Raw genomic sequence first — 24,977 nt, 5'->3', positions numbered from 1 at the left:
GGCGACCGGAGCGGACGGCACCGGTCAGCCGACCGGTGCCGGGCTCTCGGCGGCAGGCACCGCAGGCGCGGGAGACGCCGCAGTCGCCGCTCCCGGCACGTACCGGGGACGCAGGCGCATGCTGGCGATCCGCGCCTGCTTCGGCATCCCCCACCCGAGCGCCCCGACCGCCTCACCGGCGCGTTCGGCCACGGCGACGAACCGGCCGTCCTCGGGGTGCCCGTCGACGACGGTGACCCGGTCGGCCGGGGTCATCTGCCCGAAGACCTGCACGCGGGTGCCGTGCTGGTCCGTCCAGAAGTACGGCACCGGCGTGTACGGCACGCGGCGCCCGAGGACGTTGCCGGCGACGACCTGCGCCATCTCGGTCGCGTTCGTGCGGTTCTCGAGCCGCATCGGGCGCCCCGCGCCGACGTGGTGGAAGCGGGCGACGTCGCCCACGGCCCAGACGCCGGGCGCAGCGGCTCCGAACGCGTCGCAGCCGACGCCGTCCGTGACCTCCAGGCCGGACGCCTCGAGCCACCCGGTCGTCGGGCGGGACCCCACGGCGACGACGACGACGTCGGCCGCACGGCTCGGGCCGTCGACGAACTCCACCGTGTCCGCGCGACCGTTCCGGCCGCGCACCCGCGCGGCGCGGACCCCGCCGAGCAACCGGACGCCGGCCGCCTCGTGCTGTGCTGCGAGGAACTGCGAGCCGAACCCGCCGAGCTGCCCGGACATCGGCGCGCGGATGCTGCCCGCGAGCGTGACGTCCACGCCGAGGGACGCGGCGGTCTGTGCCACCTCGCTGCCGAGCACGCCGTTCCCGAGGACCAGCAGCGGCCCCTGCAGCGTCTGCAGTCCCGCTCGGAGCCGGTCCGCGTCGGCCCGGGTGCGGAGGACGTGCACGCCGTCGAGCCCGACCCCCGGGATCGCACGCGGCGTGACACCGGTGGCGATGACGACGTGGTCGGCGGCCCGGGTGGTGCCGCTCGTCGTGGTCACGGTCCGGGTCGCGACGTCGAGGGCGACCGCGCGGTCCCCGAGCACGAACTCGGCGTCGAGGCCCGCGAGCTGCTCGGTCGAGCGGAGCACCAGGGCGTCGGCGCCGATCTGCCCGGCCAGGTACTGCTTCGACAGCGGTGGCCGGTCGTACGGGTCCTCGGTCTCGCCGTCGAGCAGTGTCAGCCGGCCGACGTGCCCGTGGCGGCGGAGCGCCTCGGCCGTCGCGACACCGGCAGCCGAGGCGCCGACGACGAGGACGGATGCGTGGGGATCGGTCCGAGGGACTCCGCTACTGGCCATGCTCCGAGCCTCGCCGGGCCCAGCAGTGCCGGACTACTCCGGGCGGACCGACCGGGATACCGCAGACGCAGTACGCGCCGCGCCCGACGATCGAGCACCCTGGACCGGTGACCCGCACCCGCACCGAACACACCGCCCTGATCGTCGTCGACCTGCAGGCCGGGACCGCGCCGTACCAGCGCACCCACCCCGTCGAGACCGTCGTGGCCAACGTCGAGACCCTCGCCCGCGCCACCCGTGGCGGCGGCGGCACGGTGGTGTTCATCCGCCACGACCCTGCCGCGACCCCGGCAGGCGCCACCCAGTACGGCGGCGGCCCCCGCCCGGCTCCGGTCGCCTACGGCTCCCTGCTGCTCGAACGGGCCGACGACGACGGCAACCTCACCCGCGGCGGGTGGAGCGCCTTCGCCGGCACCGGCCTCGACGAGCGGCTCCGCGCCGACGGCGTCACCGAGGTGGTCGTGGTCGGCCAGGCGACGACCTTCGGCGTCGAGTCCACGGCGCGGGCAGCGTACGACCTGGGCTACGACGTCGTCCTCGTCGAGGACGCCACCAACGACCCGGACCCCGACGCCCACGCCGCCCGGTTCCGGTCGGTGTTCCCCGCCCTCGGCGTGGTCGTGCAGACAGCCGACCTGGCGGGGCCGGGCGCGGCCTGAGCGGCAACCGGGCGGCGGACGGGAGGCACGTGGCGGGCCCGCCACGTGCCTCCCGTCCGTCACGTGGTCCGTCCAGGGCCGACCCTGTAGGACGGACGGAGGCGAGCGCACGCTCGCCTCGACCCGAGGAGCACCCATGGCCGCGAAGACCATCGTCATCACCGGCGCGAGCGACGGCATCGGTGTCGCCGCCGCGCGGGAGCTCGTCCGCCGCGGCAACGAGGTCGTCGTGGTCGGTCGGAACCCCGCCAAGACCGAGCGGGTCGCCCGCGACCTCGGCGTCGACCACTTCGTGGCCGACTTCTCGGACCTGTCCGCCGTCCGGGGGCTCGCCGATGACCTGCTCGAGCGCTGCCCCCGGATCGACGTGCTGGCCAACAACGCCGGCGGCATCTTCAGCGCGGGCCGCCAGGTCACCGTCGACGGCCACGAGCTGACGTTCCAGGTCAACTACCTGGCGCCGTTCCTGCTCACGGAGCTGCTGATGGACCGGCTCATCGCGTCCCGCGGAACCGTCATCAACACCTCGAGCGTCGCGAACAAGCTCTTCGGCCGGGTCGACATCGACGACCTCGACGCCGAGCGGCACTTCCGGGCCACCAAGGCCTACGGTGACTCGAAGCTCGAGCAGATCCTGTTCACCAAGGAGCTCGACCGTCGGTACCGCGACCGCGGTGTGACGTCGACGGCGTTCCACCCCGGCACGATCAGCACCGGGTTCTCGAACGACAAGACCTCGCCGATGTACCTCGTGTACCACACGCCCCTGCGCCACGTGTTCCTGACGACCCCGGAGAAGGGCGCCGACACGCTGGTGTACCTGGCGGACAACACCCCCGGCCGTGACTACCCGACCGGCGAGTACTACGTGAAGCGCAAGGTGGCGGCACCGAACCCGCAGGCCGAGGACGCCGACCTGGCGCGCGAGCTGTGGGACCGGAGCATGGCGATGCTGCACGCGGTCTGACCGGCAGCGCTCCGCGTCGGTCGGCGGCAGCGCTCCGCGTCCGTGTCCGGCGCGCTACGCCTGGGTGTTCGGTGCCGTGATCATCGGGGCGACAGCGAGCGCCTGAACGGCGCTGCGGCCGTCGGCTGCCCTGGGCAGCGTCAGCGGTGCGGAGTGCGCTCGGCGAGCTGGCGCAACCGTTCCTCGGACGCCGACCCCGGTTCCGCCGTCCACAGCACGATCAGCTGGTCGTGGTCCATCGCCGACGCCAGGATCTCCCAGTCGAGCTCGACCGTACCGACGACCGGGTGACGCAGGGTCTTCCGCCCGGTCCCACGACCGGCCACGGCGTGGGCAGCCCAGATCTCCCGGAACTCCGGGAACTCCGTCGACATCCCGTCGACGACCCGTCGGAGCTCGGCGTCGTCGGGGTACCGCGCGCTGTCACCCCGGAGCTGCGCGATCGCGAGCTCGACGACCTCTGCCCAGTCGGCGTACAGGGCTCGCATCGCCGGGTCCGCGAACAACAGCCGGATGAAGGCGCGGTCCGCCGGTGGGATCGCCCCGAAGTCGGTGATGAGCGCGGCACCGAGCCGGTTCCAGCCGATGATCCGCGTCAACCGTCCGAGGACGAACGCGGGTGTCGTCGCGAGGTCGTCCAGCGCGCGTTGCAGCGCCGGTTGCACCGCCTGCACGCTCGGCAGTGGCGGAGCGGCCTCGGCCTTCCCGGTGAGGTCGGTCAGGTACGCCCGGTGCTCGTTCGTCAGACGCATCACGTCGGCCAGGTCTGCCAGCACCGGAGCGGACACCGCGATGCGGCCCTGCTCGATGCGCGTGTAGTACTCGACGCTGATCGACGCGGCCTGGGCGACTTCCTCCCGACGGAGGCCCGGCACACGTCGCCGCACGTCCGCAGGGATCCCGAACGCCGCCGGGTCGAGTTCCGCACGCCGAGCGCGCAGGAAGTCACCGAGCTCTGCTGCGCGCACGTCGATCGCCACGTCGGGCAGTCTGCCACCGGACGGAGAGGGGGAGAGATCCGTGCCCTCCACAGCGCGGACGCCGGCTGGCATCGTCGGGTGCGTCCCCGACCACGAAGGAGCCACCATGAGAGCGATCGGTCTGACCGAGTACGGAGCACCCGATGTGCTGCACGAGGTGCAGCTGCCGGAACAGCACGCGGGACCGGGCGAGGTCCGTGTCCGGGTCCGCGCCGCTGCCGTGAACCCCGTCGACACCATCATCCGGTCCGGAGGGTTCGCCGGCAACGACCGTGCGATCGCCGAACCCGTCGTCCCCGGCACCGATGTCGCCGGCGTCGTCGACGAGATCGGCCCGGAGCAACCCGAGGGGTTCGACCTGGTCGTCGGGGACTCCGTCACCGGGTTCGTCGTGCCGGACGGGAGCCACGGTGGCTACTCCGAACGGATCGTCCTGCCGAGCCTGTCGGTGACCCGGATGCCGTCGAACGGCTCGTTCGCCCGAGGCGCGGCGTTCCTGTCGAACGCCCTCACCGCGGAGATCACCCTCGAACACCTCGCCCTGGAGCCCGGCCAGACCCTCGCCGTGACCGGTGCGACCGGCGCCGTCGGCGGGTACCTGGTGCAACTCGCCGCTGCGCGCGGCATCACCGTGATCGCCGATGCGCGTCCCGCCGACGCAGAGCGCGTCCGCGGTCTCGGTGCGGCGGTCGTCCTCGACCGTGCGGCGGACTTCACCGCAGGGGTCCGGGACGCCACGAACGGTCGCGGTGCCGACGCGGTCGCGGACCCGGCGGTCCTGACCGACCAGGTCGTCGACGCTGCTCGCGACGGCGGGCAGGTCGCGTTCTACCTGCCGACCGACGTCGACCCGGGCCGCGGCATCAGCGTGTTCGGGTCCTACGTGATGCGCTCGAACCTCCGGCACGACGCCATCGAGCGGCTCGCCCGATCCGTCGACCGGGGCGAGCTCACGGCAGATGTCGCCGGAGTCGTCCCCGCCGCCGACGCTGTCGCCGCCCACGAACGACTCGAACGGGGCGGCGTCCGCGGCCGGCTCGTCCTCGAATTCTGATCCACACGACCCACGAAGGAACCCCTCTTGGACACCACCGCAACCCTCCCCGCCGTCGGACAGACCTGGCTCGCCGACCTCGGCCCGGACACCCCCCTCGGACACTTCACCGTCGAGATCACCTTCGACACCGACACCCAGGTCACGTTCCACGTCACCGGGGGCGCCATCGCCGGACGGACCGAGACGATGCCGTACACGACCACGAAGGTGCGGGACGGGCTCTACGTGGTCCGGTGGACGGAAGCCGACGCGGGCGACCACGTCACCCACATCGAGGACTACGACGCCGGGACCTGCATGGCCAGCTCCGTGGTCGGCGGGGAGTTCATCCAGCTCAGCGGCACCTGGACACGCGTCCGCTGAGCGTCGCGCTCACCACCAGAACGGTGCCTGCGGCTGGTAGGGCGCTTCGATCGCGGCCACCTCGTCCTCGGTGAGGTCGATGTCGAGCGCGGCGACGGCGTCCTCCAGGTGGTTCGGCTTTGTGGCGCCGACGACGGGTGCGGAGACGACCGGGTTCCGCAGCACCCAGGCGAGCGCGACCTGGGCCATCGGGACGCCCCGGTCCTCGGCGATGCGCTGCACCGCGTCGATGACGGGCCCGTCGGCGTCGGAGTCGAACGCCTTGGCGACCTCGTCCACGCTCGAGCGGGCCGTCTCGACGCCGCGTGGGCGGGTGAGCCGCCCCTTCGCGTTCGGGGAGTACGGAACGAGGCCGACGCCCTGGTCGACGCACATCGGGATCATCTCCCGCTCTTCCTCACGCTTGAGGGCGTTGTACTGGTCCTGCATCGTCGCGAACGGCGTCCACCCGTTCACCGTCGCAGCGGTCTGCATCTTCGCGAACTGCCAGGCCCACATCGACGAGGCGCCGAGGTACCGGACCTTGCCCGCCCGCACCAGGTCGTGCAGCGTCGCCATGGTCTCCTCGACCGGGGTCTCCGGGTCGAACCGGTGGATCTGGTACAGGTCGATGTAGTCGGTGCCGAGGCGGGAGAGCGACGCGTCGACCTGTTCGAGGATCGCCCCGCGCGAGAGGCCCGAACCGCCGGGGCCGTCGTGCATCTTCCCCGACACCTTCGTCGCGAGGACGATGTCCTCACGTCGTGAGAACTCGCGGACCGCGCGCCCCACGAACTCCTCGCTCGAACCCTGCTGGTAGACGTTCGCGGTGTCCCAGAAGGTGATGCCGAGCTCGACCGCCTGCCGGAAGAACCCGCGGGCGGAGTCTTCGTCGATGGTCCAGGAGTGCAGACCCCGAGCGGGGTCGCCGTAGCTCATGCAGCCGAGGGCGAGACGACTCACGACGAGTCCGGTCGATCCGAGACGGGTGTGGTGCACGGTGTCCTGCTTCCGGTGGTGTGCGGCTGCGGCGACGGACGACGCCTCTGGACGGGGGTCGTTCCCGCGTCACGTTCGACCCTAGGGAAACGGAGCCGAGCACGGGGTGCACCAGTGGGGCACCGCTGTGGCTCAGGCCACCGCGGGCGCACCCTTCTCGACGGCGGCCAGGCCGTTGAGGGTGCGCGGGTAGCCGATGTACGGCAGGAGCGCCGTGAGCACGTCGAGCATCTCGGCGCGCGTGTTGCCGACGTTCTGGTTGGCGGTGACGTGCGCGGCGACCTGGCCGTCCGCTCCCCCGAGTGCGACGAGCACCGCGAACGTCAGGAGTTCTCGCTGCCGGACGTCGAGACCGGTCCGCGTGTAGTAGTCGCCGAAGCAGTTCGCGGACAGGAACCGCTGGAAGCGCGCCGCATCGCTCGGGGCGTTCGCGTACATGGCGTCGACCGTGTCACCACCGACGATCTCCCGCTGTGTCGCGATGCCGCGCTCGGTCCGGTCCGCAGGGGTCGTGGTCGCCTGCGACCGGAGCCGCGGTGCGGTCCCGCGCGCGGTCAGCACCTCGTTCACCGCAGCCAGGAACCCCAGGCTGCGGCCGATCCCGACGTAGGCGCCGGCCTGGTACACGACCTCCTTCACGGCGATCGGTGACACACCGGCGTCGAGCGCAGCGTCGAGGAGCACCCGGAACGGTTCGACGGCACCGACGGCGACCAGGGCGCCGAGCTGGTACTGCAGGCGATCGGTCGCGTCGAGTGCGTTCTCCGCGACCGTCTCCGTGAAGGTGAACGCTCCGATGCGTTCGACGAACTCCGGGTCCGTCGTGCTGAATGCTCCGAGCAGCGCATCGTGCTCGGCGTTCGTGGGTTGGTTCGTCGTCATCGGTGTTTCCTTCGCTGTTCCGTGGGTCACTCGCGTGGGTCGCTGACGAGCGAACACCGCACCGGACACGGCTGGGATGCACCGTCGAGAGGTGCTCCACGAGGGCATCCCTCGACCGTCCACACCCTCGTACGGTGGTTGGATCTGGTCGGTCGTCGTCGATGGCGACCTCTACGTCCGCGCCTACAACGGGCAACGCTCCCGCTGGTACCGCTCCGCGATCGAACAGGGCGCCGGCAGGATCAGCGCCGCAGGGACCGAACACGAGGTGGTGTTCGAATCCATCGGCCCCGACCTGAACAGCCGGATCGACCTCGCGTACGAGACGAAGTACGCCGGCAGTCCGTACCTCCCGCCGATGCTCCAGGACGGACCGACCTCGGCGACCGTCCGGATCAGTCCGCGCGCGTGACCACGCCAGGGGCGCGGTGGACGCGCCACAGGGCGGACGGGAGGCGCGGTGCCAGCTGGCACCGTGCCTCCCGTCCGGTGTCCTGGCAGTGCACCCCGCGCCCCGGCGCGGACTCGTAGGGTCGCCTCATGACCACGAACCGCGACGACGTCAAGGACTTCCTCGTCAGCCGCCGTGCCCGGGTCCGCCCGGAGCAGGTCGGCCTGCCCGGCGGGCCCAACCGGCGGGTCGCCGGCCTGCGCCGCAGTGAGGTCGCGATGCTCGCCGACGTCAGCGTGGAGTACTACTCGCGGCTCGAGCGCGGCAGCCTCTCCGGCGTCTCCGACGGCGTCCTGCACGCCATCGCCGGCGCGCTGCTCCTCGACGACGCGGAGCGCGACCACCTGTTCGACCTCGCACGGGCGGCGAACGCCTCCCCGGTCCGTGGACAGCGCCGCGCAGCGACGCCGAAGACCCTGCGCGTCGGGCTCCAGTACACGCTCGACACGTTCACCGGCGGGCCGGCGTTCATCCGCAACGACCGACTCGACCTGCTCGGTGCGAACGCGCTCGGCCGGGCGCTCTACGCGGACCTGTTCCGCAGGTCGGAGCGGCCGAACCTCGCCCGCGCCGCGTTCCTGGACCGGGACTGGGCCGACGCGTTCCACCCGGACTGGGACGTCGCCGCCGACCAGAGCGTCGCGATCCTCCGCACCGCGGCCGGCCACGACCCCCACGACGAGGACCTGCAAGCCCTGATCGGTGAGCTGTCGACGCGCAGCCCGGAGTTCCGGGCGAAGTGGGGTGCGCACGACGTCCGTCGGCACGCCACGGGCGAGAAGCACTTCGTCCACCCCGTCGTCGGCGTCCTCGACCTGCACTTCGAGGGGTCACGGCTGATGAGCGACCCGGGCCTCAGCCTCCTGCTCTACAGCGCGGAACCCGGTTCACCGACGGCCGACGCGCTCCGCCTGCTCGGGTCCGTGGCCGCGACGGAGCAGCGGGACTCCGCCGAGCACCGTGGGACCGACGTCCGGAGCTGACGCTGTGCCGTCGCCAGCGGTCACTCGCTCGTGATGCGGATCGCTGCCAGCGCCGCGACGAGGAGCACCACGGCGGCGACCACGAAGCTGGTCTGCGTCCCGACCACGAACTGCGACCGGTCCGCCAGGAACGCCCCGAAGACCGCGATCGCCACCGCCCCGCCGACCTGCCGGAAGGTGTTGAACACCGCGCTCGCGGTCCCCGACCGCTCAGCGGGGACGCTGGCGAGGACGACCGACGTCGCGGGCGGCATCGCGACCGACCCGCCCGCGCCGGTCAGGATCGTGCAGACCGCGACCGCGACGACCGAGTCGAGGGGTGCGAGCACGATCACCACGACGAGACCGAGCACCATCGTGCTGAGTCCGGCGACGACGGGGACCCGTGCGCCGAACCGGTTCACGAGGGTGCCGCACACCACGTTGCCGACGATGCTGAACGCCGCGGACGGCAGGAACACCAACCCTGCTGCCAGTGGTGACAAGCCGAGGTGATGCTGCAGGTAGAGGCTCAGGACGAAGACGCTGCCGAAGTTGCAGACCATGAACGCGAACCCGACACCGAGGGCGATCCGCATCCCGCCGGAGCGGAACAGGTCGAGCGGCATCATCGGGTTCCGACCGTGCGCCTGCACCAGCAGGAACCCGGCGACCGCGGCAGCGGCGACGACCAACGCGACGACCACGTACCAGCGGCCGAAGCCCGTCGCAGCGCCCTCGATGAGCCCGAAGACGAGCCCTCCGAGCGCGAGCAGCGCGAGGACCTGACCGGCAGCGTCGAACCGCGCCGGTCGCCGAGCCGACGAGGCCACCCGGACGAGCATCACGACGCACACCGGCAGGTTGATCGCGAACACCAACCGCCAGTCGAGCGTCGTCAGCGCGCCGCCGAGGATCGGTCCCACCGCTCCGGCGACCGCGCCACCGACGGCCCAGATGCCGAGGGCGTGCGCCCGCTCGCGGGCCTCGGGGAAGGCTTCGCGGATGAGCGCCATCGACGCGGGCAGCATCACCGCGGCAGCCGCGCCCTGGACCGCTCGCGCGGCGATCAACGCGCCGAGCGTCGGGGCGAGGGCACAGGCGACGGAGGCCACGAGGAACCCCGCGATGCCCCAGCCGATCGCCCGCTTCGCCCCGATCCGTTCGGACAGGTTGCCGGCGAACAGCAGCAGCGAGGCGAACAGCAACGTGTACGCGTCGATCACCCACTGCTGCCCCGAGGTGCTGCCGCCGAGCTCCCGACCGATCGTGGTCAGGGCCACGTTCACGATGAGGATGTCGAGCGTGATGAGGAAGAACCCGAGCGCGGCGAGCACGAGTGTCTGCCGCGCGGCTCGGTGCGGGCCTCGATCGGTCGGGACGTCGGCTGTCGTCGGAGCGGTCACGGTTCGATGCTCCCCCGCCCGTTCACGTGCGGGGATGCCCTGACCGGGAACCCCTCCCGGGCGGATCGCGCAGACGTAGGATGTCTCATGCTCCCGACATCGCCGTCGCCGAGCCGCCGCAACCGATCGGAGCACGTCGTGCACGAACCGCTCACCCCGCTGGACCCGACCACCCTGCCCGAGCCCGTCGACGTGTCGGACAACACCGCGGCCCTCGCCGCGGTCGACGCCGTCGTCCGCTCGGGCCCGTACGACGCGACCTGGGCGTCGCTGCAGCGGTACCGCGCACCGCTCTGGTACCAGGACGCCAAGTTCGGGATCTTCGTCCACTGGGGCGTCTTCTCGGTCCCCGCGTTCCGGAACGAGTGGTACTCCCGCGACATGTACCGCGCCGGGACGCCCGAGTTCGCGCACCACGTCGAGACCTACGGGCCGCAGGACGCGTTCGGGTACAAGGACTTCATCCCCTCGTTCACGATGGAGCACTTCGACGCCGCCGAATGGGTGCGGGTGTTCCGCGACGCCGGCGCACAGTTCGTCGTCCCGGTCGCCGAGCACCACGACGGCTTCGCGATGTACGACACCGACCGCTCCCGCTGGAGTGCAGCGCAGCTCGGGCCGGGGCGTGACGTGTTCGGCGAACTCCTCGTCGCCGCGGACGAAGCGTGGATGGTCCGTGGCGCGTCGTCCCACCGGGCCGAGCACTGGTTCTTCATGAACGGCGGCACGAAGACCCCCTCGGACGTGCTCGATCCGCGGTTCAGCGACTTCTACGGGCCGGCGCAGCGCGAGGAGACCGCCCCGAACGAGCGCTTCCTGGAGGATTGGCTGCTCCGCACCGTCGAGCTCATCGACAAGTACCGCCCGCAGGTGCTCTGGTTCGACTGGTGGATCGAGCAGCCCGCGTTCCAGCCGTACGTGCGCACCCTCGCCGCCTACTACTACAACCGCGCCGCCGAGTGGGGCCGTGAGGTCGTCATCAACTACAAGTGGGAGACGTTCGCGCCGGGCAGCGCCGTGTACGACATCGAGCGCGGAGCGATGGCCGGCACACCGGAGGCCGTCTGGCAGAACGACACCGCGATCGCCAAGACCGCGTGGAGCTGGATCGAGGGACACGACTACAAGACCGTGCGTGACCTGGTCGCCGAACTCGTCGACGTGGTCGCGAAGAACGGTGTGCTGCTGCTCAACACCGGGCCGAAGGCCGACGGCACCCTGCCCGAGGACGAGGTCCGCATCCTGCGCGGCATCGGCTCGTGGCTCGCGGTGAACGGCGAGGCGATCTACGGCACCCGGCCGTGGACGATCTCGGGTGAGGGGCCGACCACTCGTCCCGCGGGTTCGTTCGTCGACGCCGACACGGTCGAGTACACCGCCGAGGACGTCCGGTTCACCACGCGCCACGACGTCACCGGCGATGCCGTCTACGCGACGCTGCTGGCCGACCCGGACGACGGGTCCGCCAGCATCCGGGCGTTCGGGTCGGCCTCGGGCCTGCTCGGTCGGACCATCCGGTCCGTCGCGGTCCTCGGCCACGCCGGCGAGGTCGCCTGGGAGCAGCGCCCCGACGCGCTCGTGGTCGCACTCGAGGGCGTCACCAGCGTCGACTCCGGTCCGGTGGTCCGGGTGCGGCTCGCGCCGGTGGTCGAGCAGGAGCGGCAGGACTTCCTGCACCAGTGACGGGGGTTCCGGCGCGGGGACGCCGGCGCGACGATCCGTCGCGGTCAGGACGGTGCGGCGCGACTACGCTCAGGCGAACGGTCGTCCGACGAGGATTGGGATGCTGCCCTGAACTGGATCATCGCGAACTTCGGTCTCGTCTGGGGCCTCACCGTCACCCACGCGGGTCTCGCGGCCGTGCCCATCGTCCTCGGGTTCGTCGTGGCGGTGCCGTTGGGGTGGGTGGCGAACCGGTGGCAGGCCGTCCGATCGGTCATCGTCGGCGGCGGCAGTCTGCTCTACACGATCCCGTCCCTGCCGCTCTTCGTGATCCTGCCCTACCTGCTCGGCACCCGCATCACGGATCCGGTGAACATCGTCGTCGGGCTGTCGGTGTACGCGGTCGCCATCATGGTGCGGTTGGCAGCTGATGCGTTCGCCGCCGTCCCTGCGGACGTCGTCGACTCGGCCACCTCAGTGGGGTACTCCGCGTGGGGGCGTTTCTGGACGGTCGAGCTCCCGTTGGCGGGTCCCGTCCTCCTCGCTGGGATGCGGGTGGTCTCGGCGAGCACCGTCGCCCTGGTCTCGGTCGGCGCCCTGGTCGGTTCCGCGAACATCGGCTTCCTGTTCACGGACGGGCGACAGCGTCAGTTCCTCGAGGAGATCCTGGTCGGCGTGACCGCGAGTCTCTTCGTCGCGCTGGTCTTCGACACCGTCCTGGTGGCGCTCGGGCGCGTCCTGATGCCGTGGTCGCGACGGATCCAGGTGCGGTCGCGTCGGTCGCGCCGTCGGGCCGCGTTGGCGACGATCGAACGGGGGGCCTGACCGTGCAGTTCTTCCTCCATGCGGTCGCCTGGCTCCTCGACCCGGCGAACTACCGCCCCGGCCTGCAGACCCCGCTCCCGATCCAGGACCGGATCGGCGAACACCTGCTGTACACGTTCATCTCGGTCGCCATCGCCGCCCTGATCGCCTTGCCGCTGGGCCTGTACATCGGTCACACCGGGCGCGGGCGCAGCTTCGTCATCGCGTTCAGCGGGTCCATGCGCGCGCTGCCGACGCTGGGCCTGCTCGGCACCCTCTTCGTCATCATCGGGATGACCGTGCCGTTCACGCAGACCGCCTTCATCGCGTCCATCATCGCGTTCGTCGTCCTGGCGATCCCCTCGATCCTCGCCGGGGCGTACTCCGGTGTGGAGTCCGTGGACCCGCAGACGGTGGACGCCGCGCGCTCGGTGGGGATGACCGAGTTGCAGATCCTGCTCAAGGTCGAGGTGCCGCTGTCGCTGCCGCTGATCATCGGCGGGATCCGCGCGTCGGTCCTCCAGGTCATCGCGACCGTCGTGATCGCGTCGTACATCTCGCTGGGCGGGCTCGGCGCGATCATCTCGACGGGCATCAGTCTGAACGACAACGACCTCATCCTCGGTGGTGCATTGCTCGTGACGGTCCTCGCCCTCGTGATCGACGGCCTGTTCGCCCTCGCACAACACCTCACTCGCCGCGGCCCCGAGGGGCAGACCCGCCGCCGCCGCACACACGTCCGCGCGCTGCCAGTCCGGCGCCGCGCGGTGACGGCACTCTCCGTCGACGAAAGGGACCACTGATGTTCACAGCAGGTACCAGGACACGCATCCTCGCGGGTGTGATCGCGGTCGGGGCGATCGTGGCACTCTCCGGTTGTTCCACCTCGGACCCCACTAAGCCAGCATCGGGCGGAGACGACGGATCGGGCAGCACGCCGATCGTGGTCGGCTCGTTCAACTTCCCGGAGAGCGAGATCCTGGGCAACATGTACGCCCTCGTCCTGAAGGACGCCGGGTTCGACGTCACGACCAAGTTCAACCTCGGCCCCCGGCAGACCACGATCCCCGCGCTCAAGGACGGTTCGATCAACCTCATGCCTGAGTACAACGGCAACCTGCTGTTCTTCTACGACACCAAGGCGACCGCGAAGACGACAGCGGAGGTCGACGCCGCGCTGAAGACCGAGATCCCGAAGGACTTCCAGGTGCTCGAGCCGTCTCCGGCCGAGGACAAGGACGCCTACGTCGTGACCCAGGCCGAGGCCGAGAAGAACGGCCTCACATCGATCGGTGACCTCTCCAAGATCGAGCCGTTCTCGCTCGGCGCCAACCCGCAGTTCGGCACCCTTCCGTACGGCATCCCCGGGCTGAAGTCGACGTACGGCGTGGACAAGGTCACGTTCAAGTCGATCGAGGACTACGGCGGGCCCGACACGGTCAAGGCACTCGTCGACGACACCGTGCAGGTGGCCGACATCTACACGACGTCGCCCGACCTGGTGACGAAGAAGCTGCTCGTGCTGAAGGACCCCGAGAACCTGATCGCGTCGCAGAACATCCTGCCGTTCCTGAACAAGGACATCTACAGCGCGAAGCTCGCGTCGACGTTGAACAAGCTGTCCGAGAAGCTGACGACCGATGACCTCATCGCGCTGCGCAACCGTGTCGAGGGCAGCGAGAAGGCCCAGGCCCAGGCCGCCGCGAAGGACTGGCTGATCAAGGAGGGGCTGCTCGAGTAGCCCAGGAACGAAGCCGGGTGCGGCGAGGCGGGGCTGCGCGAAGAAGCACCCCGCCCGCCTCGTCCGTCGGCGAGGTGTTCGGCTTATTCGCGGATGCCAGTGATCGCGCGGATCGCCGATCGCGGTTCCGACGGGCGTCCCACGGGTTTTGGGATTCCGTTCCACGCTTCTCACCCGCGTTCATGAAGTCGGCCCGGGTTACCCGTCTCTAGGACCGAAATGCTCCGACCGTAGCGCCACGTCATGCTCCCGCGGCTCCGGTCACTTGCATCACACCGGTGCGGGGTACGCCTTCCAAACAACTACCTCGGCGTCGATGAATGTTCCTTGCTGTGTGGCCAGGAAGCTACTCCAGTGAACGTATGGAGGAGTCGGTCGATTCGTCATCATCATCAAAGTTGTCCTCGTCCTCGTCCTCGCCGTCGTCGTCGCGTTCCTCTGCATCACGTAGCCAGCCCTGCATGCGGCTGATGCCCGCCTCGAGGAGTTCGCGGAGCTCGGCACTGGGCGTTGAGGCGGCGGCTTTCGTCGCGGCGATGATCGTGAGATTCAGCTCCGGTGACCCCCCGGACCCAGTGGACCAGCTCGTTGGGGTCACCGAGTTCTGGATCAGGGCTAGACGTTGTCCGCGTGCTTCGAGATCGGCACTGCCGCCCTCAACGACCCGCTCGGCGAGCGTCGGATGATGTGACACCCAGGCGGAGAACGCTGCAAGAACTTCAGTTAGGTGGTCCACCGCCTCGGGTGCAAGTTGGGAGACCCGATCGACAAGGATGTCAGCGACGCTCGCTGGCATCGGTTCTCCGATGGCCCGTGCGCTCGTCCAGCTGACTGGCCTCGCGTCGGCTGTCGCGGCGCGCCGGAGGAGCCAATCCGCAACGTCACTAGCATCGCCATCGAGTACCTCATCCATCTCGATGTGGACGTCCGGGGCCTCTGACTCGTTCAGGAACGTAAGAGCTGCCGCCACATCGATTCGTGCGACGGCTCGGAGGACGTGCGGGACCGTCGATGTATTGCTGGGCAACAGCCCGAGAAAATCCAACAGCACCGGAACCTCGCTTGAGCCGATGACAGGATCCTCTTCATTGTGACGCAGCCCAAACCCGAGGTCGTCGAGCACGAACTCGATCGTTTGTGGTGTCGCGGCGCGATCCATCAGTTCGTCCCTGACTGCGCTCAGCGTCGCCGTACTGTCGTAAGCGGTTAGGAACGTCTGCCGGACTACCGGGTCTTCGTCGTAGCGACCCGCCGCGAGGAGCGCGTTCGCCGCCGTTCGGTTCGAACGCCATCTCTCGCTGGTAGCCGCAATCCCGAAAGCTCGGCGGGCGCCAGGGCGAAGCGTCGGGTACCCGTGCGTGAAGTCCATCAGTTGCGCATCGGACACACCCGATAGCAGGATCGGCAAGAGGTCGTCGAGCGGCCCCGCAGCGTTGTCGATGATCGCTGCAGTCACGGGCGCGACGAGCTGCGGCCGCGCCGCGAGCAGTGCCGTCGCCAAATGCATGAGCATCCAGAGTTGCCGGCCGCCGACCTGGGCGGCTTCGCGGACTTGCGTGTCGAGGTGAGAGAACCCCGCGGTTGTGAACTGGTCGGGCCAGACCTCGTCAACGACATCAGCGAAGAGCGCCTCCAGCCGTTTGTACCGGCCGACGCCGCGACCCCCGGAAGCGTCTGGTCCCAGGCGCTGATGGACCGTGATGTGCGTCGAACTGACCAGCAAGTCCGCGAAGTCATCTTCCGGCCTTGCATCGAGCTCAGCGGTGAGGGATTGGGCCGCAGCTTGCACCGCCGGCGAAAGTGCATGTGTCGCGGGCCAGTCGACGGCATTACGGACGAGACGCCTCGCCGCGGAGCTGCTTGTCTCCGTGGCGATACGCCGCAGAGTCGCTACCGTCGCTAGATCATCGTCCTCCCATGCGAGAACACCTGCATCGGAGACCTCAGCCCCGAAGCCCGGTCGGGGTGGAGCGAGCGCCACCTTCAGCAACTCGATTTTCTCCCGAGGGTGCCTCGCATCGCGTTCTAGGATCTTGCGAATTCGCTCTCTCAGAAATCTCGTTTTCTCAGAAGAGACAGTGAACGGCTGAAAAGTCACGGTGCGATGGTCAGTCATCACCATTCGGGTTCCGTGCTTAGTCATGATCGACGTGAGCAGAGGTATCGGGGTCGGCTCATCCCCCGACCAGCGTTCGACCGCATCGATGACCTGCGACAGCGTTTGGCCGCCCGGGCTCGACGCAAAGTCAGCAAACCGTTCTCGTATGAGTCTAAGCGGATGCACTGGGTTCGGATTTTCCGGCCGCGTGTCCTGCTTGCTCAGTTCCCAAAGAACATCAAGCACATGAGGAACCAGGTCTGAGTCAGTCGCTCCGGCGTCAGCGTACAGAGAGGCAAGGTGATGACGAAGACCGTCCTTGCTGAACCAAGAGGCCCCTGATTCATCCACCATTTTATTGCGCGCGCTATCGAGCCTGCCTAAGACGGTGTCGAGGAGGGTCACAAACTCCGCCGGCTGCGTCTGGGCAGCGGGCGCGGCATCCGAAAGGAACATTGTCAGTTCAAAGAGGGTCATGCTGGCGACCCGCTTTCGAACGTCCACCCAGACTCCATTCATTACTTGCGGCGCCCCCTGGCGATGCAGTCGACTAGCCAGTGCCGCCAGGTTCACGAGGAGCGTGCGATACTCGCCGTCACCGAACTGCTCCCACAGCGTGGACACAAGGTGGCTATCGCGACCGAAGATCACTGCTTCATGCTCGAGAATCTGGTCGCCGAGCAACTCAGTAGTAACCCTGAACCTCCCTCCTGCGCCGATCACTAGACCACGAAGCTCAAGCGCCGAAAAAACTGACAGGTACTCTGCGACGCTCCACCCGGTGATCTGGAGGAGACGCGCCTGCGTCTCGTCGTCGTCGGTATCGATCGTTCCGAGCGCGGCAATGAGCGACAGGAGCCGCCGCGGGGCTTGCGGGGGCCCTCCGGGAACGTCATCCAACGTCTCCTCGCCGAACCGCGCGAGCACCGCTTCGCGCAACTGCTCGTCCAACGGGAACGGGTCGGTGAGTGTTCCCGCACGGACCATACCGACAGCCAGTACGGCGATGGCAGGTACATCTACCGCAACACGAGCGAGTGCTTCTCGGAATCCGTATGTGACTGGGAGGTCCTGTGTAAGCGCCGTAACGAGTCGTCGGGCTGCCTTCGCACTGATGCGACCAGTCCGGAAGGCACGGATCCCACCGCTCACGATGCCGGCGCGGATCAGCTTTCGACGAAGCTCCGGCACGGCGGAATCGCGGGATCCGAGGATCAGCCTTGCTCCAGGTGTCTCCAGGACATGGCGTACCAACGCGGTCAGATCATCGGCCTGCAGGTGAGCGTCGTCCACGACGATGACGGAGGCGACTAGGGGCAGCTCGCCAAGCGCGGCCACGCCGAGAGGTACGCCCGGCCCAAGCCACAGCAAGGGAATTTCCGGGCGCCGACGCTCGAAGGCCTCCGCGGCTTCCATGATGAGACGTGTTTTACCGGTTCCGCCAGGTCCGTGCACGACGATGATCGGAGCGAGTTCCGGACCAGCTTGAAGCAAGTTCGTCAACTCTCGTCGCCGCGATCCCATGCCGACGAAGGGTGCGTTATCGTCAAGAAGTTGACCGTCGCGTGCTCTACTTGCACGCACCGCAGCGGTGGCGACGAACGCGTCCGTCGGGAGGCCCTTGAGAATCCGCCTTCGGATGCTGGCGGACCACGTCTCGTCGAGCACGTCGCGCTGAACGTGAAGGGGAAGGTCACTGAGTAGCTGGCGCAGGTCCCGTGCGTCCCACAAGTCCCAGGCCGGGAACTCACTCAAGGCTTTGCGTGCGGCGGCTGACGCAACGCCGGAGAAGACCAACTTGAATTCGTCTGCGTTGTAGGCGGTTTCGTCGACGATAGTGCGCACGGCCGACGGCGACAGCGTCGCCCATCGCTTGCATTGGAACGCAACAGTAGTTCCGTCATCCCACGCGCCGGCGAGATCAATCCCGTCTTGCTTATCGCCCGAACGACCCCAGCGGTTCACTCGGTCGATGCGTCGGCCCATTGATGGCAGAGCGTGACGGTGTGCCGCGAGTAACCGCTCAGTGAAAGCCTCGAAGAGGTCAGCGCTGAGAGATGCAGTCGGCAACACGTCGCCACTCGCCCCATCCAGCAGCGTCGCCGCATCGCGGAGCATGTCATCGTCCTTCACAACTTCATCATGGTGCACGGAGGCGGACCTTGCAGCCGGCGACACCGGCAGGGGGAGCACACCCCCGTGCACTACGGGGCCGGGCTTCTCCTGGATGGCACGGGAGCCACCGCAGGGCCGGGAGATTCGATTAGTGTTGCACCATGACTCACCACGAACTGAGCGTCGCGGGACTTTGGGTCAACATCATCGTGGGGTTTCTCACCCTACTGGCACTAGTCATTGCATTTATCGAGGCGGCAGGCGCGCGCAGAGTCGCGGAAAACGCCAAGGCCGAGGCTTTACACGAACGCCGCATAGGTTTCGAACTGACGCTTCTGAGGGAGTTGTACGTCCAGTTTCAAACCACAGGCACAAGCCACGTACGCGGCTTCGTGCTGGCCCTCATACGAGACCCGAACAACCGGGAAGACCTTCCGTTCCTTCGTAGGACAATAGGCGCACGGGCGGACGCGCTGTTACCTGACGGTGAAGCGGCTCCGCGCAACGGAACTCCGGAGTTCAATCGAAGGGTTGAACGAGAAATTGACGAAGCCATCAAGAGACGAGTTGAGGCTGGGCTATGAGGGTAAGCGATTCAGACAAGGCAGCTTATACAAACCTGTACCGGGTTGCGGCCATCAACCTTTTGAACCTCCTCGCTGAGAAGCGAATGCTCACCGAACGGACCCTTGTACGAGAAGACGAAGACCTGTGCGTACGTTCCGCCAACGAGCTAAGAAAGCAGATCACTCTTAAGCTAGAGCTCGTACCAAATGGCCCCTTGCGCGACGCATTCCAAAGTATTCGCCGATCTGCCGCAGCCTTCGCCAGTCTCGGCGGGCTCCATGGGGTGGATTTCGCCAACGACCCAGCGCTTTTCGCCAACTCCTTGCGGGATTTCCGCAGCGCCGCGGCTCGGAACATCAGACTTGTTCTCGACCTGTTTCAGCTTGATCTACCCGATGATCTACGTGGACTGGTCTCGAACTATTAGCCTCCAGATTTCGCCGACCTATCCGAATCCGTTCAGTTAGAAATCAGGTTCAAAGAAAACTGAGCTCTGTCCGCGACCGCAATGAGCGAGGCGAAACGTCAGGCGCCCTCGTAACGCAAAGTAGCTCCTTCGGAGCAAAAGACGCCTTCTGCAAGTTCGATCCTGTCGCGGAGACCAGCCACCGCCGGCGAATGACGCTTCTTCAGCCCTGCAACCAGGCATCGAAGTCAGAGCGACTTGCCGCGGCTCGGCCGGGAGGTACATGCCGACGCTTCGATCGGAGCAACGAGACGTATGACCACAGGGTATCCGCGTCGACGAACCCTGCCTTGAAGGCTGCCCGGAGAAGTCCCCACGTGCTCGCAGTCTGCACGAGGGGCGGCCTTTCTTCCGTACCGGCGAGAAGCGCGCTCGGGCCGGCGTCATCCGTGAAAAAGACTGCCTTCATTCGGCGACTGTGAATGATTGCTAGCGTCTCCGCTTCGCCGAGATTTTTTGTGGGAGCATCACCCGGGCGCGATAGCTGCATCCGGTAGATCTGCGTCAGAGACTGCTCTGCCTGCGTTTCCGGGAACAACGGCTCGCCGAAGATACCGGGCGCCGCTGCCAGGTCCTCGAGGTCAGGTTCACTCGACGATCTGGAGCATTCATAAGCGACGGTTGCACACCACGCAGGCTTTTTCACGAGGCGACCGAGCAGGTCCATCCGGTGCAGGTACGCGAAGTTGATCAACACCGTGTTGTCGGGGAAGAACCAAACGTTCAAGGCGCGAGTTTCCTCAAACCCCGAGACCGAGGAGATCCGAAAGCGCGTCTGAGGTGAGCGTCGTCTCGTCCGACGGCTCATCAACCTCGAGCTCGGTCGGGTCGACACCCAGCATCCAGGCTAGCGTGTCCTTCCGCACCTTCCCGTCGGCAATCCTCGCAAGATGAGCGTCCTGTAGAGACAGCGGGAAACGGCGAGTCGAGGCTGCATCCATGCGGGCCGTTATCGGGTCGCCCGGCTCCGTCGCGGTCCAGCGACGCCTTAGGAGCCGCTGCGTTGGCTGCCCCATCCACAACTCAAGATTCTTGCTCGTTGTCAGGTGGAGCGCAGCGACACGCTTCGCAAGCGCGTCGATGGAAACCCCTCGATCCCATACATACGACGCGACTTGAGCCTCCGAAGCACTTGCCCAATCGACGGAGCGCATCCATTCCCCCGGAAGCAGCAGCTCGGCCGCGAATGCATTAGCGTCCCGCTCGTTCGACGTTCGCTCCATGCCTCGGCCTCGCTCGATATCGTCTGCTTGGGTGGTCAAATGCCCGAGCTCGTGCGCTAGAGACCAGTTTTCCCAAAACCAGTTTCCCGTCGCCTTAAGGACGATTACGGCCCGGTCCCCGAACCAGAATGAGTATGCCGAAGTCAAGTCGCCGAGCCGGACGACGTCAATACCCAACGCATCGAGACGATCGGCAAATGGCCGAATGAAGCCGTCGCCGAGTGCGGCTCGGGCCTCCGACAGCGAGGTAGGAACGTTAGAGTTTGGCAGATCGCCCTGCACCTGCTCATAGGCCAGGAGGACAGCTTCGAGTTGAGGTAGGTCGACGTCTTTGCCAGGGATGTGATGTTGACGCGTTTCCTGATCGAACGAATGTCGAGCAGACGCGACGACCCGATTCGGGTCGGGCGCGCCAGTGATGAGGAAGTGCAGGTCAGCGCCGAGGACGTCCGCGAGTTCCGCAAGCTCGATGGCGGCGAAGCCACGCTCGCCCCGGAGCGCGCGCGAGAAGGCATCCGGCGTCATGCCGACGTCGGCAGCAACCTCTCTCTGGGTGCGACCCTCGGGGAGCAGGCCCGCAACACGCTGCCCAATCTCTGCGGTCATGCTGCTCAACATACGCCCTCGTTGGTGATTTCCCAACGAGACGCGAGCAGCCTCGCGTCACACACAGGCGCTCGGTCAGTGAACCGTGAGGGGCGATCCCTGGCTCCAGGCCTGCTTCAGCCGTTGAGTAAGCGCGCGCGTGGCCAGCCGTTGCCGGACGATGGGTCTCCATCCCGCCCGACTTGTGCCGCTAGCTCGGCCAATAACGTCCATTCCGTCGAACCGCCGCAGAGCGCCATCACCTTCTGATCCAGTTCAGCGCGGGCGCGCCTTGCACCCTAGGGAACCGGAATTGCTAGCTATTAGCCGGGAGGAGCAGCAGGAGGGACGGCGCAACTCACCTCTCCCCGCGCGTGGTCGCTCGCCTCCTCGGCGTGCAACCCGACGGGGTCTACGCGATGATCGCCGCTGAGAAGTTGCCCGAGCCGCAGTGGCTCCACCTCGGGCGACGCAACGAGCGATCTACTCGCTCGAGTGGCTCGCCCTCGCGAACGACAACCTGAACGTCCGGCGACTAGATGGCCTTGAAATCGACAACCTGATCCACCCCTCGACAGTCTGCAGATTGCTGTCTGCATCAATCGACCAAGGTGGAGCGCGTGGGACGTCGGGCGCGTAGTCCTGACCTTTCGTGGCCTCTGGGCTGCCTGCGTGGTCGCTGTTGAACCCGACGCGGTCGACGACTTGCCGAAGCTACACGTACGACGCCGCTCTGCCGGGTCCCCTCTCGACCTCCTCGGCTAAGTGCACGTCGGAGCCGGCCCCGCCACCGCACGCGGTACGGCCTCGCTCTTCATGTACGTCTTGAAGCATCGGAGCTTCATTGGTGTCGAGGTCTCAGAGCATGGTCGCGTCGTGGCCGGCAGCCTGCTCGCGGGTGCACGAAGTGCAGGCTGTGCCGGCGATGCGGTGGGCGGTCCTCTTTTCGTACCGTTCACCGCAGGTCTCGCACAGCCACCAGTATTTCCAATTGCCGTGCGGAAACACGTCGTCGGGTTGGACGTCGTTGTCGGTTGGGTGCCAGGTCGCCGCGAGCGCGGGGTAGCGGGTGGCAAAGTCATTGACGCCAGGTACGAGCACTTTCCCGGCGCAGTTCGGGCAGCCGCTGCCTTGCGTGCGACTCGCGGCAGTGGTCGCCCAAGAATGGTTGCAGGAACTGCATCGCCAGTTGCGCCGGGCGTGACCGCTGACGAACTCCCCCGCGGGTGTATCGCTGCCGTTACGTACGATGTCCCATTCCTGGGCGATTTCGGGCCGCTGAGAGGCGAGGTCGTTGACACCGGGGACGACGACGGTCTTGGCGCAGGCGGGACACCCCGTACCTTGCGAGCGCCGCTTCACGCGTGAAGACCATGAGTGTCCGCAAGCCTGGCACGACCACCAGGCTTCCCAGTCCGTGCCTGGGGACACGTCAAGGGGCGTAATTGCCCCGTTGTCGACCGGATGCCGGCTCGCGGCGAGGTCGGGGCGCTAGGCGGCGAGGGATCGTTCAGGCTTCGGCTTCCGAGGCGGGTTGAGTGTAGCGCCAAGCTCCCGCAGCCGCGAAAAGTCTCAACCCGAACGTCGAAAACTCGGATCACCCTGCCCGCCCACCCTGCAGCGAGGTGTTCGGCTTATTCGCGGATGCCAGTGGTGGCGCGGATCGCGGATCCCAGTAACGACGGGCGTTCCACGGGTTTCGGGAATCTGTTCCACCGCGCCTAGCGGTCAGCCGTCGTCGACCGTACTGCGGGTGCGCGGGTGCGCGGGTGCGCGGACGCGCGGGCGCGCGGGCGCGCGGGCGCGCCAACCTAACGCCGAGTCCCGCGAGCGCTAGCACTAGCGGCCAGGGCGGTCGCCACCGGCGTCGCTGCGGACGCGGCGCTAGTCACTAGGTCTTGAAGACCCCCGCTTGGGTCGCGCGGCAGGCGCCCTCGAGCCGGCTCTCCAAACCACGACGATGCTTGCTGTCGCGCCAATCAGCGATGCTGCTGGTCACCTCGAGAGCGCTTTGAGGACCTGGGCGCGCGATGCAGCCCAACAGCGGCGCAGCGGTGCGGTGCGATGCCTCAGTCTCCGAAGATGTCGCGCTCGAGCTCGGCGAAGACGGCAAGCTCGGGCGTGATCAGTGGCGCGAGCGTCGTCTTCGCGAACGCTTGCCACGTACTACCGCCGCCCCGAATCGCCAAGCGTTTGCGAAGCTCGACGTAGATGCCGCCAGCAAACTTCTTCATGTTGTCTTCGTCGATGCCGCGCGACGGCGCCTCAGCGATTGCGCGACGCTTGATTGCGAGGACATCATCGATTGCACCCGGACTATCGAGTTGCTCGCAGAGCTTGCGCAGCACCTCATCATCGAGCAAGAAGGCTTCAATGTGGCGCCTGCTGAGGACTCGCACGTTGTCCCGCTGTAACTGCTGCACCTCGTCGGAGTTCAAGTCGTCGCGGTCGCGCACTCGGGTGACCTTTGTGCCGGTCGTGATCGTCTGGATTGCTCGACCCACCTCGAGCCGATCGTTGGAAACGTCCGCCGAGTTTCCAACCGAGACGAAGTCGACGTGTGGGTGGGTCGTCGCAAAGATGCGGCGATAGCAGGCGGCATCGAACTCTGCTGTCAGATCCCGCTCGTTGCTCGGTGGGCGACCTTCACAGAGCACAACCTCACTCGGAGCCAAGAGCGTCGCCAAGTCGCCGAGCGCGACATCAAGGGTGCGCGCCCAAAACGCCCTGTCTACCGCAACAGGTTCGACCACAACAGAATCATCGAAGTTGTGTCCGTCGAGGTCGATAAACACGACCTTTGAAGGGTCCGCTTGCGCAAGGTCCCAAGCTGCTTTCATAAACCCGATGCTGTGGCTGGCGAGCCAGAGCTGACAGCTGTCGGGCAGCAGTTCCAGAATCACCTGCAGCAAGGTGGCTTGTACACGGGTGTTCAAATGAACTTCGGGTTCATCGATGCACCAGATCGTGTCGTCAAAATACTCACGCTTGACGACGATGTCGAGCAGGAGATCGAACGTAGCCTTCTCTCCGGCAGACAGATTTTTATACAGGAACCCGTCCGAAGCGCCCTTCTTGAAGTAGAACGATCCCTGCTGCTCGACTCCAGCTCCGATGGCCCCGACGCCGGTCAGCTCCAGATCCGGAAACACCCGGCGGAGCGCAGTCGAGACCGCACCGATGAGCCTGTCACGCAACTCGCCCTTGCTTGTACTGTCGGGGATGGCACTGTCGAAGACACTGTCCAGCGTAAGCATCACCATGCGCTGATAGTTCTCGGACACACTTATGTCCGCGTCGACAAGGCGACCGACCCGCGGCGCCGCCAACGGACTCGGCAATCGACTGAAGGTCGAGATGTTGAAGTCGGCCTCGTTTCGGAACGCGGTCCGGATATAGATACTCCGCTGACTGGTGATGGTATCGGTGGGTTCACCCTCGTGAAAGTCGAGCTGGATGTGGTTGGGCCACGAAATTGCTGGTGTCCCCACTTTAAGACCGTATGACTCGTCCCATCCGACCGACGAGCTCACACCGTGCGCGGTCTGCCAGGTGCGGAATCCGTCGAAAAGACTGGATTTACCTACGCCATTTGGGCCAGCGAGGACCACCAGTCGAGCGGTCGCCGGTAGACCCGAAATCGTAGTGTTGGTAAACCGCTTGAAACCGTTCAGCTGCAGCTTTGCGACGCGCACGGACCCTCCTCGGCAAGTTGATCGAAGCT

General features: G+C 67.3%; 21 protein-coding genes and 1 pseudogene. 11 read left to right on the top strand and 11 right to left on the bottom strand.

Annotation, left to right across the window (positions count from 1 at the left end; translation table 11 throughout):
- Window positions 1-24 precede the first annotated feature (24 nt).
- The gene (locus ACGH48_RS03920; RefSeq protein WP_396290252.1) at window positions 25-1,287 is read right to left on the bottom strand and encodes an NAD(P)/FAD-dependent oxidoreductase; all 1,263 of its coding nucleotides are present in this window, start codon (window positions 1,285-1,287) and stop codon (window positions 25-27) included.
- Between the two features lie 107 nt (window positions 1,288-1,394).
- On the opposite strand from ACGH48_RS03920, the gene ACGH48_RS03915 reads away from it, so the two are divergent.
- A complete protein-coding gene (locus tag ACGH48_RS03915; protein ID WP_111085600.1) occupies window positions 1,395-1,946 on the top strand; it encodes a cysteine hydrolase in 552 nt (183 codons plus the stop codon).
- A 136-nt stretch (window positions 1,947-2,082) separates the two neighbouring features.
- Window positions 2,083-2,913, top strand: coding sequence for an SDR family NAD(P)-dependent oxidoreductase (locus ACGH48_RS03910; protein WP_396290251.1), 831 nt, complete (start codon window positions 2,083-2,085; stop codon window positions 2,911-2,913).
- Window positions 2,914-3,053: 140 nt separating this feature from the next.
- Here the strand turns inward: ACGH48_RS03910 and ACGH48_RS03905 are convergent, their stop codons facing one another.
- Window positions 3,054-3,893, bottom strand: a complete 840-nt coding sequence (locus ACGH48_RS03905) for a helix-turn-helix domain-containing protein (RefSeq protein ID WP_396290250.1) — start codon at window positions 3,891-3,893, stop codon at window positions 3,054-3,056.
- 106 nt (window positions 3,894-3,999) lie between these two features.
- On the opposite strand from ACGH48_RS03905, the gene ACGH48_RS03900 reads away from it, so the two are divergent.
- Window positions 4,000-4,947 carry a zinc-binding alcohol dehydrogenase family protein gene (locus ACGH48_RS03900; protein WP_396290249.1) on the top strand — a complete coding sequence of 316 codons (948 nt, stop codon included), beginning with the start codon at window positions 4,000-4,002 and terminating at the stop codon, window positions 4,945-4,947.
- 27 nt (window positions 4,948-4,974) lie between these two features.
- On the top strand, window positions 4,975-5,313 hold the full coding sequence (locus ACGH48_RS03895; RefSeq protein WP_194649074.1) for a MoaF-related domain-containing protein: 339 nt from the start codon (window positions 4,975-4,977) through the stop codon (window positions 5,311-5,313).
- A 9-nt stretch (window positions 5,314-5,322) separates the two neighbouring features.
- Here the strand turns inward: ACGH48_RS03895 and ACGH48_RS03890 are convergent, their stop codons facing one another.
- A complete protein-coding gene (locus ACGH48_RS03890; protein ID WP_396290248.1) occupies window positions 5,323-6,291 on the bottom strand; it encodes an aldo/keto reductase in 969 nt (322 codons plus the stop codon).
- A 132-nt stretch (window positions 6,292-6,423) separates the two neighbouring features.
- Window positions 6,424-7,173, bottom strand: coding sequence for a carboxymuconolactone decarboxylase family protein (locus ACGH48_RS03885; RefSeq protein WP_396290247.1), 750 nt, complete (start codon window positions 7,171-7,173; stop codon window positions 6,424-6,426).
- A gap of 76 nt (window positions 7,174-7,249) precedes the next feature.
- Between ACGH48_RS03885 and ACGH48_RS03880 the strand changes: the two genes are divergently transcribed.
- Together ACGH48_RS03880 and ACGH48_RS03875 are read left to right on the top strand one after the other, a co-directional pair.
- Window positions 7,250-7,585: a DUF2255 family protein gene (locus ACGH48_RS03880; protein WP_396290245.1), complete on the top strand. Its 336-nt coding sequence runs from the start codon at window positions 7,250-7,252 to the stop codon at window positions 7,583-7,585.
- A gap of 128 nt (window positions 7,586-7,713) precedes the next feature.
- Window positions 7,714-8,607 carry a helix-turn-helix transcriptional regulator gene (locus tag ACGH48_RS03875; RefSeq protein ID WP_123310087.1) on the top strand — a complete coding sequence of 298 codons (894 nt, stop codon included), beginning with the start codon at window positions 7,714-7,716 and terminating at the stop codon, window positions 8,605-8,607.
- Window positions 8,608-8,627: 20 nt separating this feature from the next.
- On the opposite strand, the gene ACGH48_RS03870 is transcribed toward ACGH48_RS03875, so the two are convergent.
- Window positions 8,628-9,992, bottom strand: a complete 1,365-nt coding sequence (locus ACGH48_RS03870; protein ID WP_396290244.1) for an MFS transporter — start codon at window positions 9,990-9,992, stop codon at window positions 8,628-8,630.
- A gap of 87 nt (window positions 9,993-10,079) precedes the next feature.
- Here ACGH48_RS03870 and ACGH48_RS03865 point away from each other — a divergent pair, with 87 nt between their 5' ends.
- The 4 genes from ACGH48_RS03865 to ACGH48_RS03850 all read left to right on the top strand — a co-directional run bounded on the left by ACGH48_RS03865 (window position 10,080) and on the right by ACGH48_RS03850 (window position 14,199).
- Complete coding sequence (locus ACGH48_RS03865) at window positions 10,080-11,675, top strand: alpha-L-fucosidase (protein WP_396290243.1); 1,596 nt, start codon at window positions 10,080-10,082, stop codon at window positions 11,673-11,675.
- Window positions 11,676-11,852: 177 nt separating this feature from the next.
- A complete protein-coding gene (locus ACGH48_RS03860; protein ID WP_396290242.1) occupies window positions 11,853-12,479 on the top strand; it encodes an ABC transporter permease in 627 nt (208 codons plus the stop codon).
- A 2-nt stretch (window positions 12,480-12,481) separates the two neighbouring features.
- Entirely contained in the window at window positions 12,482-13,261 is a 780-nt protein-coding gene (locus ACGH48_RS03855; RefSeq protein ID WP_396290241.1) for an ABC transporter permease, read from the top strand.
- Window positions 13,261-14,199 carry an ABC transporter substrate-binding protein gene (locus tag ACGH48_RS03850; protein WP_396290240.1) on the top strand — a complete coding sequence of 313 codons (939 nt, stop codon included), beginning with the start codon at window positions 13,261-13,263 and terminating at the stop codon, window positions 14,197-14,199. The genes ACGH48_RS03855 and ACGH48_RS03850 overlap by 1 nt, the downstream gene beginning before the upstream one ends.
- 346 nt (window positions 14,200-14,545) lie before the next feature.
- On the opposite strand, the gene ACGH48_RS03845 is transcribed toward ACGH48_RS03850, so the two are convergent.
- Complete coding sequence (locus ACGH48_RS03845; RefSeq protein ID WP_396290239.1) at window positions 14,546-18,430, bottom strand: restriction endonuclease; 3,885 nt, start codon at window positions 18,428-18,430, stop codon at window positions 14,546-14,548.
- A gap of 143 nt (window positions 18,431-18,573) precedes the next feature.
- Here ACGH48_RS03845 and ACGH48_RS03840 point away from each other — a divergent pair, with 143 nt between their 5' ends.
- Window positions 18,574-18,996, top strand: coding sequence for a hypothetical protein (locus ACGH48_RS03840; RefSeq protein WP_396290238.1), 423 nt, complete (start codon window positions 18,574-18,576; stop codon window positions 18,994-18,996).
- Between the two features lie 612 nt (window positions 18,997-19,608).
- Here ACGH48_RS03840 and ACGH48_RS03835 read toward each other — a convergent pair.
- The 5 genes and pseudogenes from ACGH48_RS03835 to ACGH48_RS03815 all read right to left on the bottom strand — a co-directional run bounded on the left by ACGH48_RS03835 (window position 19,609) and on the right by ACGH48_RS03815 (window position 24,948).
- Window positions 19,609-20,172 (bottom strand): hypothetical protein, encoded by a 564-nt coding sequence (locus ACGH48_RS03835; RefSeq protein ID WP_396290236.1) that lies wholly within the window; start codon window positions 20,170-20,172, stop codon window positions 19,609-19,611.
- A gap of 13 nt (window positions 20,173-20,185) precedes the next feature.
- Window positions 20,186-21,274, bottom strand: coding sequence for a helix-turn-helix domain-containing protein (locus ACGH48_RS03830; protein ID WP_396290234.1), 1,089 nt, complete (start codon window positions 21,272-21,274; stop codon window positions 20,186-20,188).
- An 837-nt stretch (window positions 21,275-22,111) separates the two neighbouring features.
- Window positions 22,112-22,354 carry a zinc-ribbon domain-containing protein gene (locus ACGH48_RS03825; RefSeq protein ID WP_396291160.1) on the bottom strand — a complete coding sequence of 81 codons (243 nt, stop codon included), beginning with the start codon at window positions 22,352-22,354 and terminating at the stop codon, window positions 22,112-22,114.
- Between the two features lie 21 nt (window positions 22,355-22,375).
- Window positions 22,376-22,729, bottom strand: a pseudogene (locus tag ACGH48_RS03820) (zinc-ribbon domain-containing protein); the annotation flags it as partial.
- A gap of 593 nt (window positions 22,730-23,322) precedes the next feature.
- A complete protein-coding gene (locus ACGH48_RS03815) occupies window positions 23,323-24,948 on the bottom strand; it encodes an AAA family ATPase (RefSeq protein ID WP_396290233.1) in 1,626 nt (541 codons plus the stop codon).
- Window positions 24,949-24,977: the final 29 nt, after the last annotated feature.

It is taken from the genome of Curtobacterium pomorum, assembly GCF_044497295.1.
Classification (GTDB): domain Bacteria; phylum Actinomycetota; class Actinomycetes; order Actinomycetales; family Microbacteriaceae; genus Curtobacterium.
This window is presented reverse-complemented; position numbering and strand designations above follow the sequence as displayed.

Excerpts from the sequence above, each read along its gene's own strand:
- ACGH48_RS03920 (WP_396290252.1), bottom strand. The coding sequence starts at position 1,287 with ATGGCCAGTAGCGGAGTCCCTCGGACCGATCCCCACGCATCCGTCCTC.
- ACGH48_RS03910 (WP_396290251.1), top strand. The coding sequence starts at position 2,083 with ATGGCCGCGAAGACCATCGTCATCACCGGCGCGAGCGACGGCATCGGT.
- ACGH48_RS03900 (WP_396290249.1), top strand. The coding sequence starts at position 4,000 with ATGAGAGCGATCGGTCTGACCGAGTACGGAGCACCCGATGTGCTGCAC.
- ACGH48_RS03885 (WP_396290247.1), bottom strand. The coding sequence starts at position 7,173 with ATGACGACGAACCAACCCACGAACGCCGAGCACGATGCGCTGCTCGGA.
- ACGH48_RS03880 (WP_396290245.1), top strand. The coding sequence starts at position 7,250 with ATGCACCGTCGAGAGGTGCTCCACGAGGGCATCCCTCGACCGTCCACA.
- ACGH48_RS03875 (WP_123310087.1), top strand. The coding sequence starts at position 7,714 with ATGACCACGAACCGCGACGACGTCAAGGACTTCCTCGTCAGCCGCCGT.
- ACGH48_RS03865 (WP_396290243.1), top strand. The coding sequence starts at position 10,080 with ATGCTCCCGACATCGCCGTCGCCGAGCCGCCGCAACCGATCGGAGCAC.
- ACGH48_RS03850 (WP_396290240.1), top strand. The coding sequence starts at position 13,261 with ATGTTCACAGCAGGTACCAGGACACGCATCCTCGCGGGTGTGATCGCG.
- ACGH48_RS03840 (WP_396290238.1), top strand. The coding sequence starts at position 18,574 with ATGACTCACCACGAACTGAGCGTCGCGGGACTTTGGGTCAACATCATC.
- ACGH48_RS03830 (WP_396290234.1), bottom strand. The coding sequence starts at position 21,274 with ATGACCGCAGAGATTGGGCAGCGTGTTGCGGGCCTGCTCCCCGAGGGT.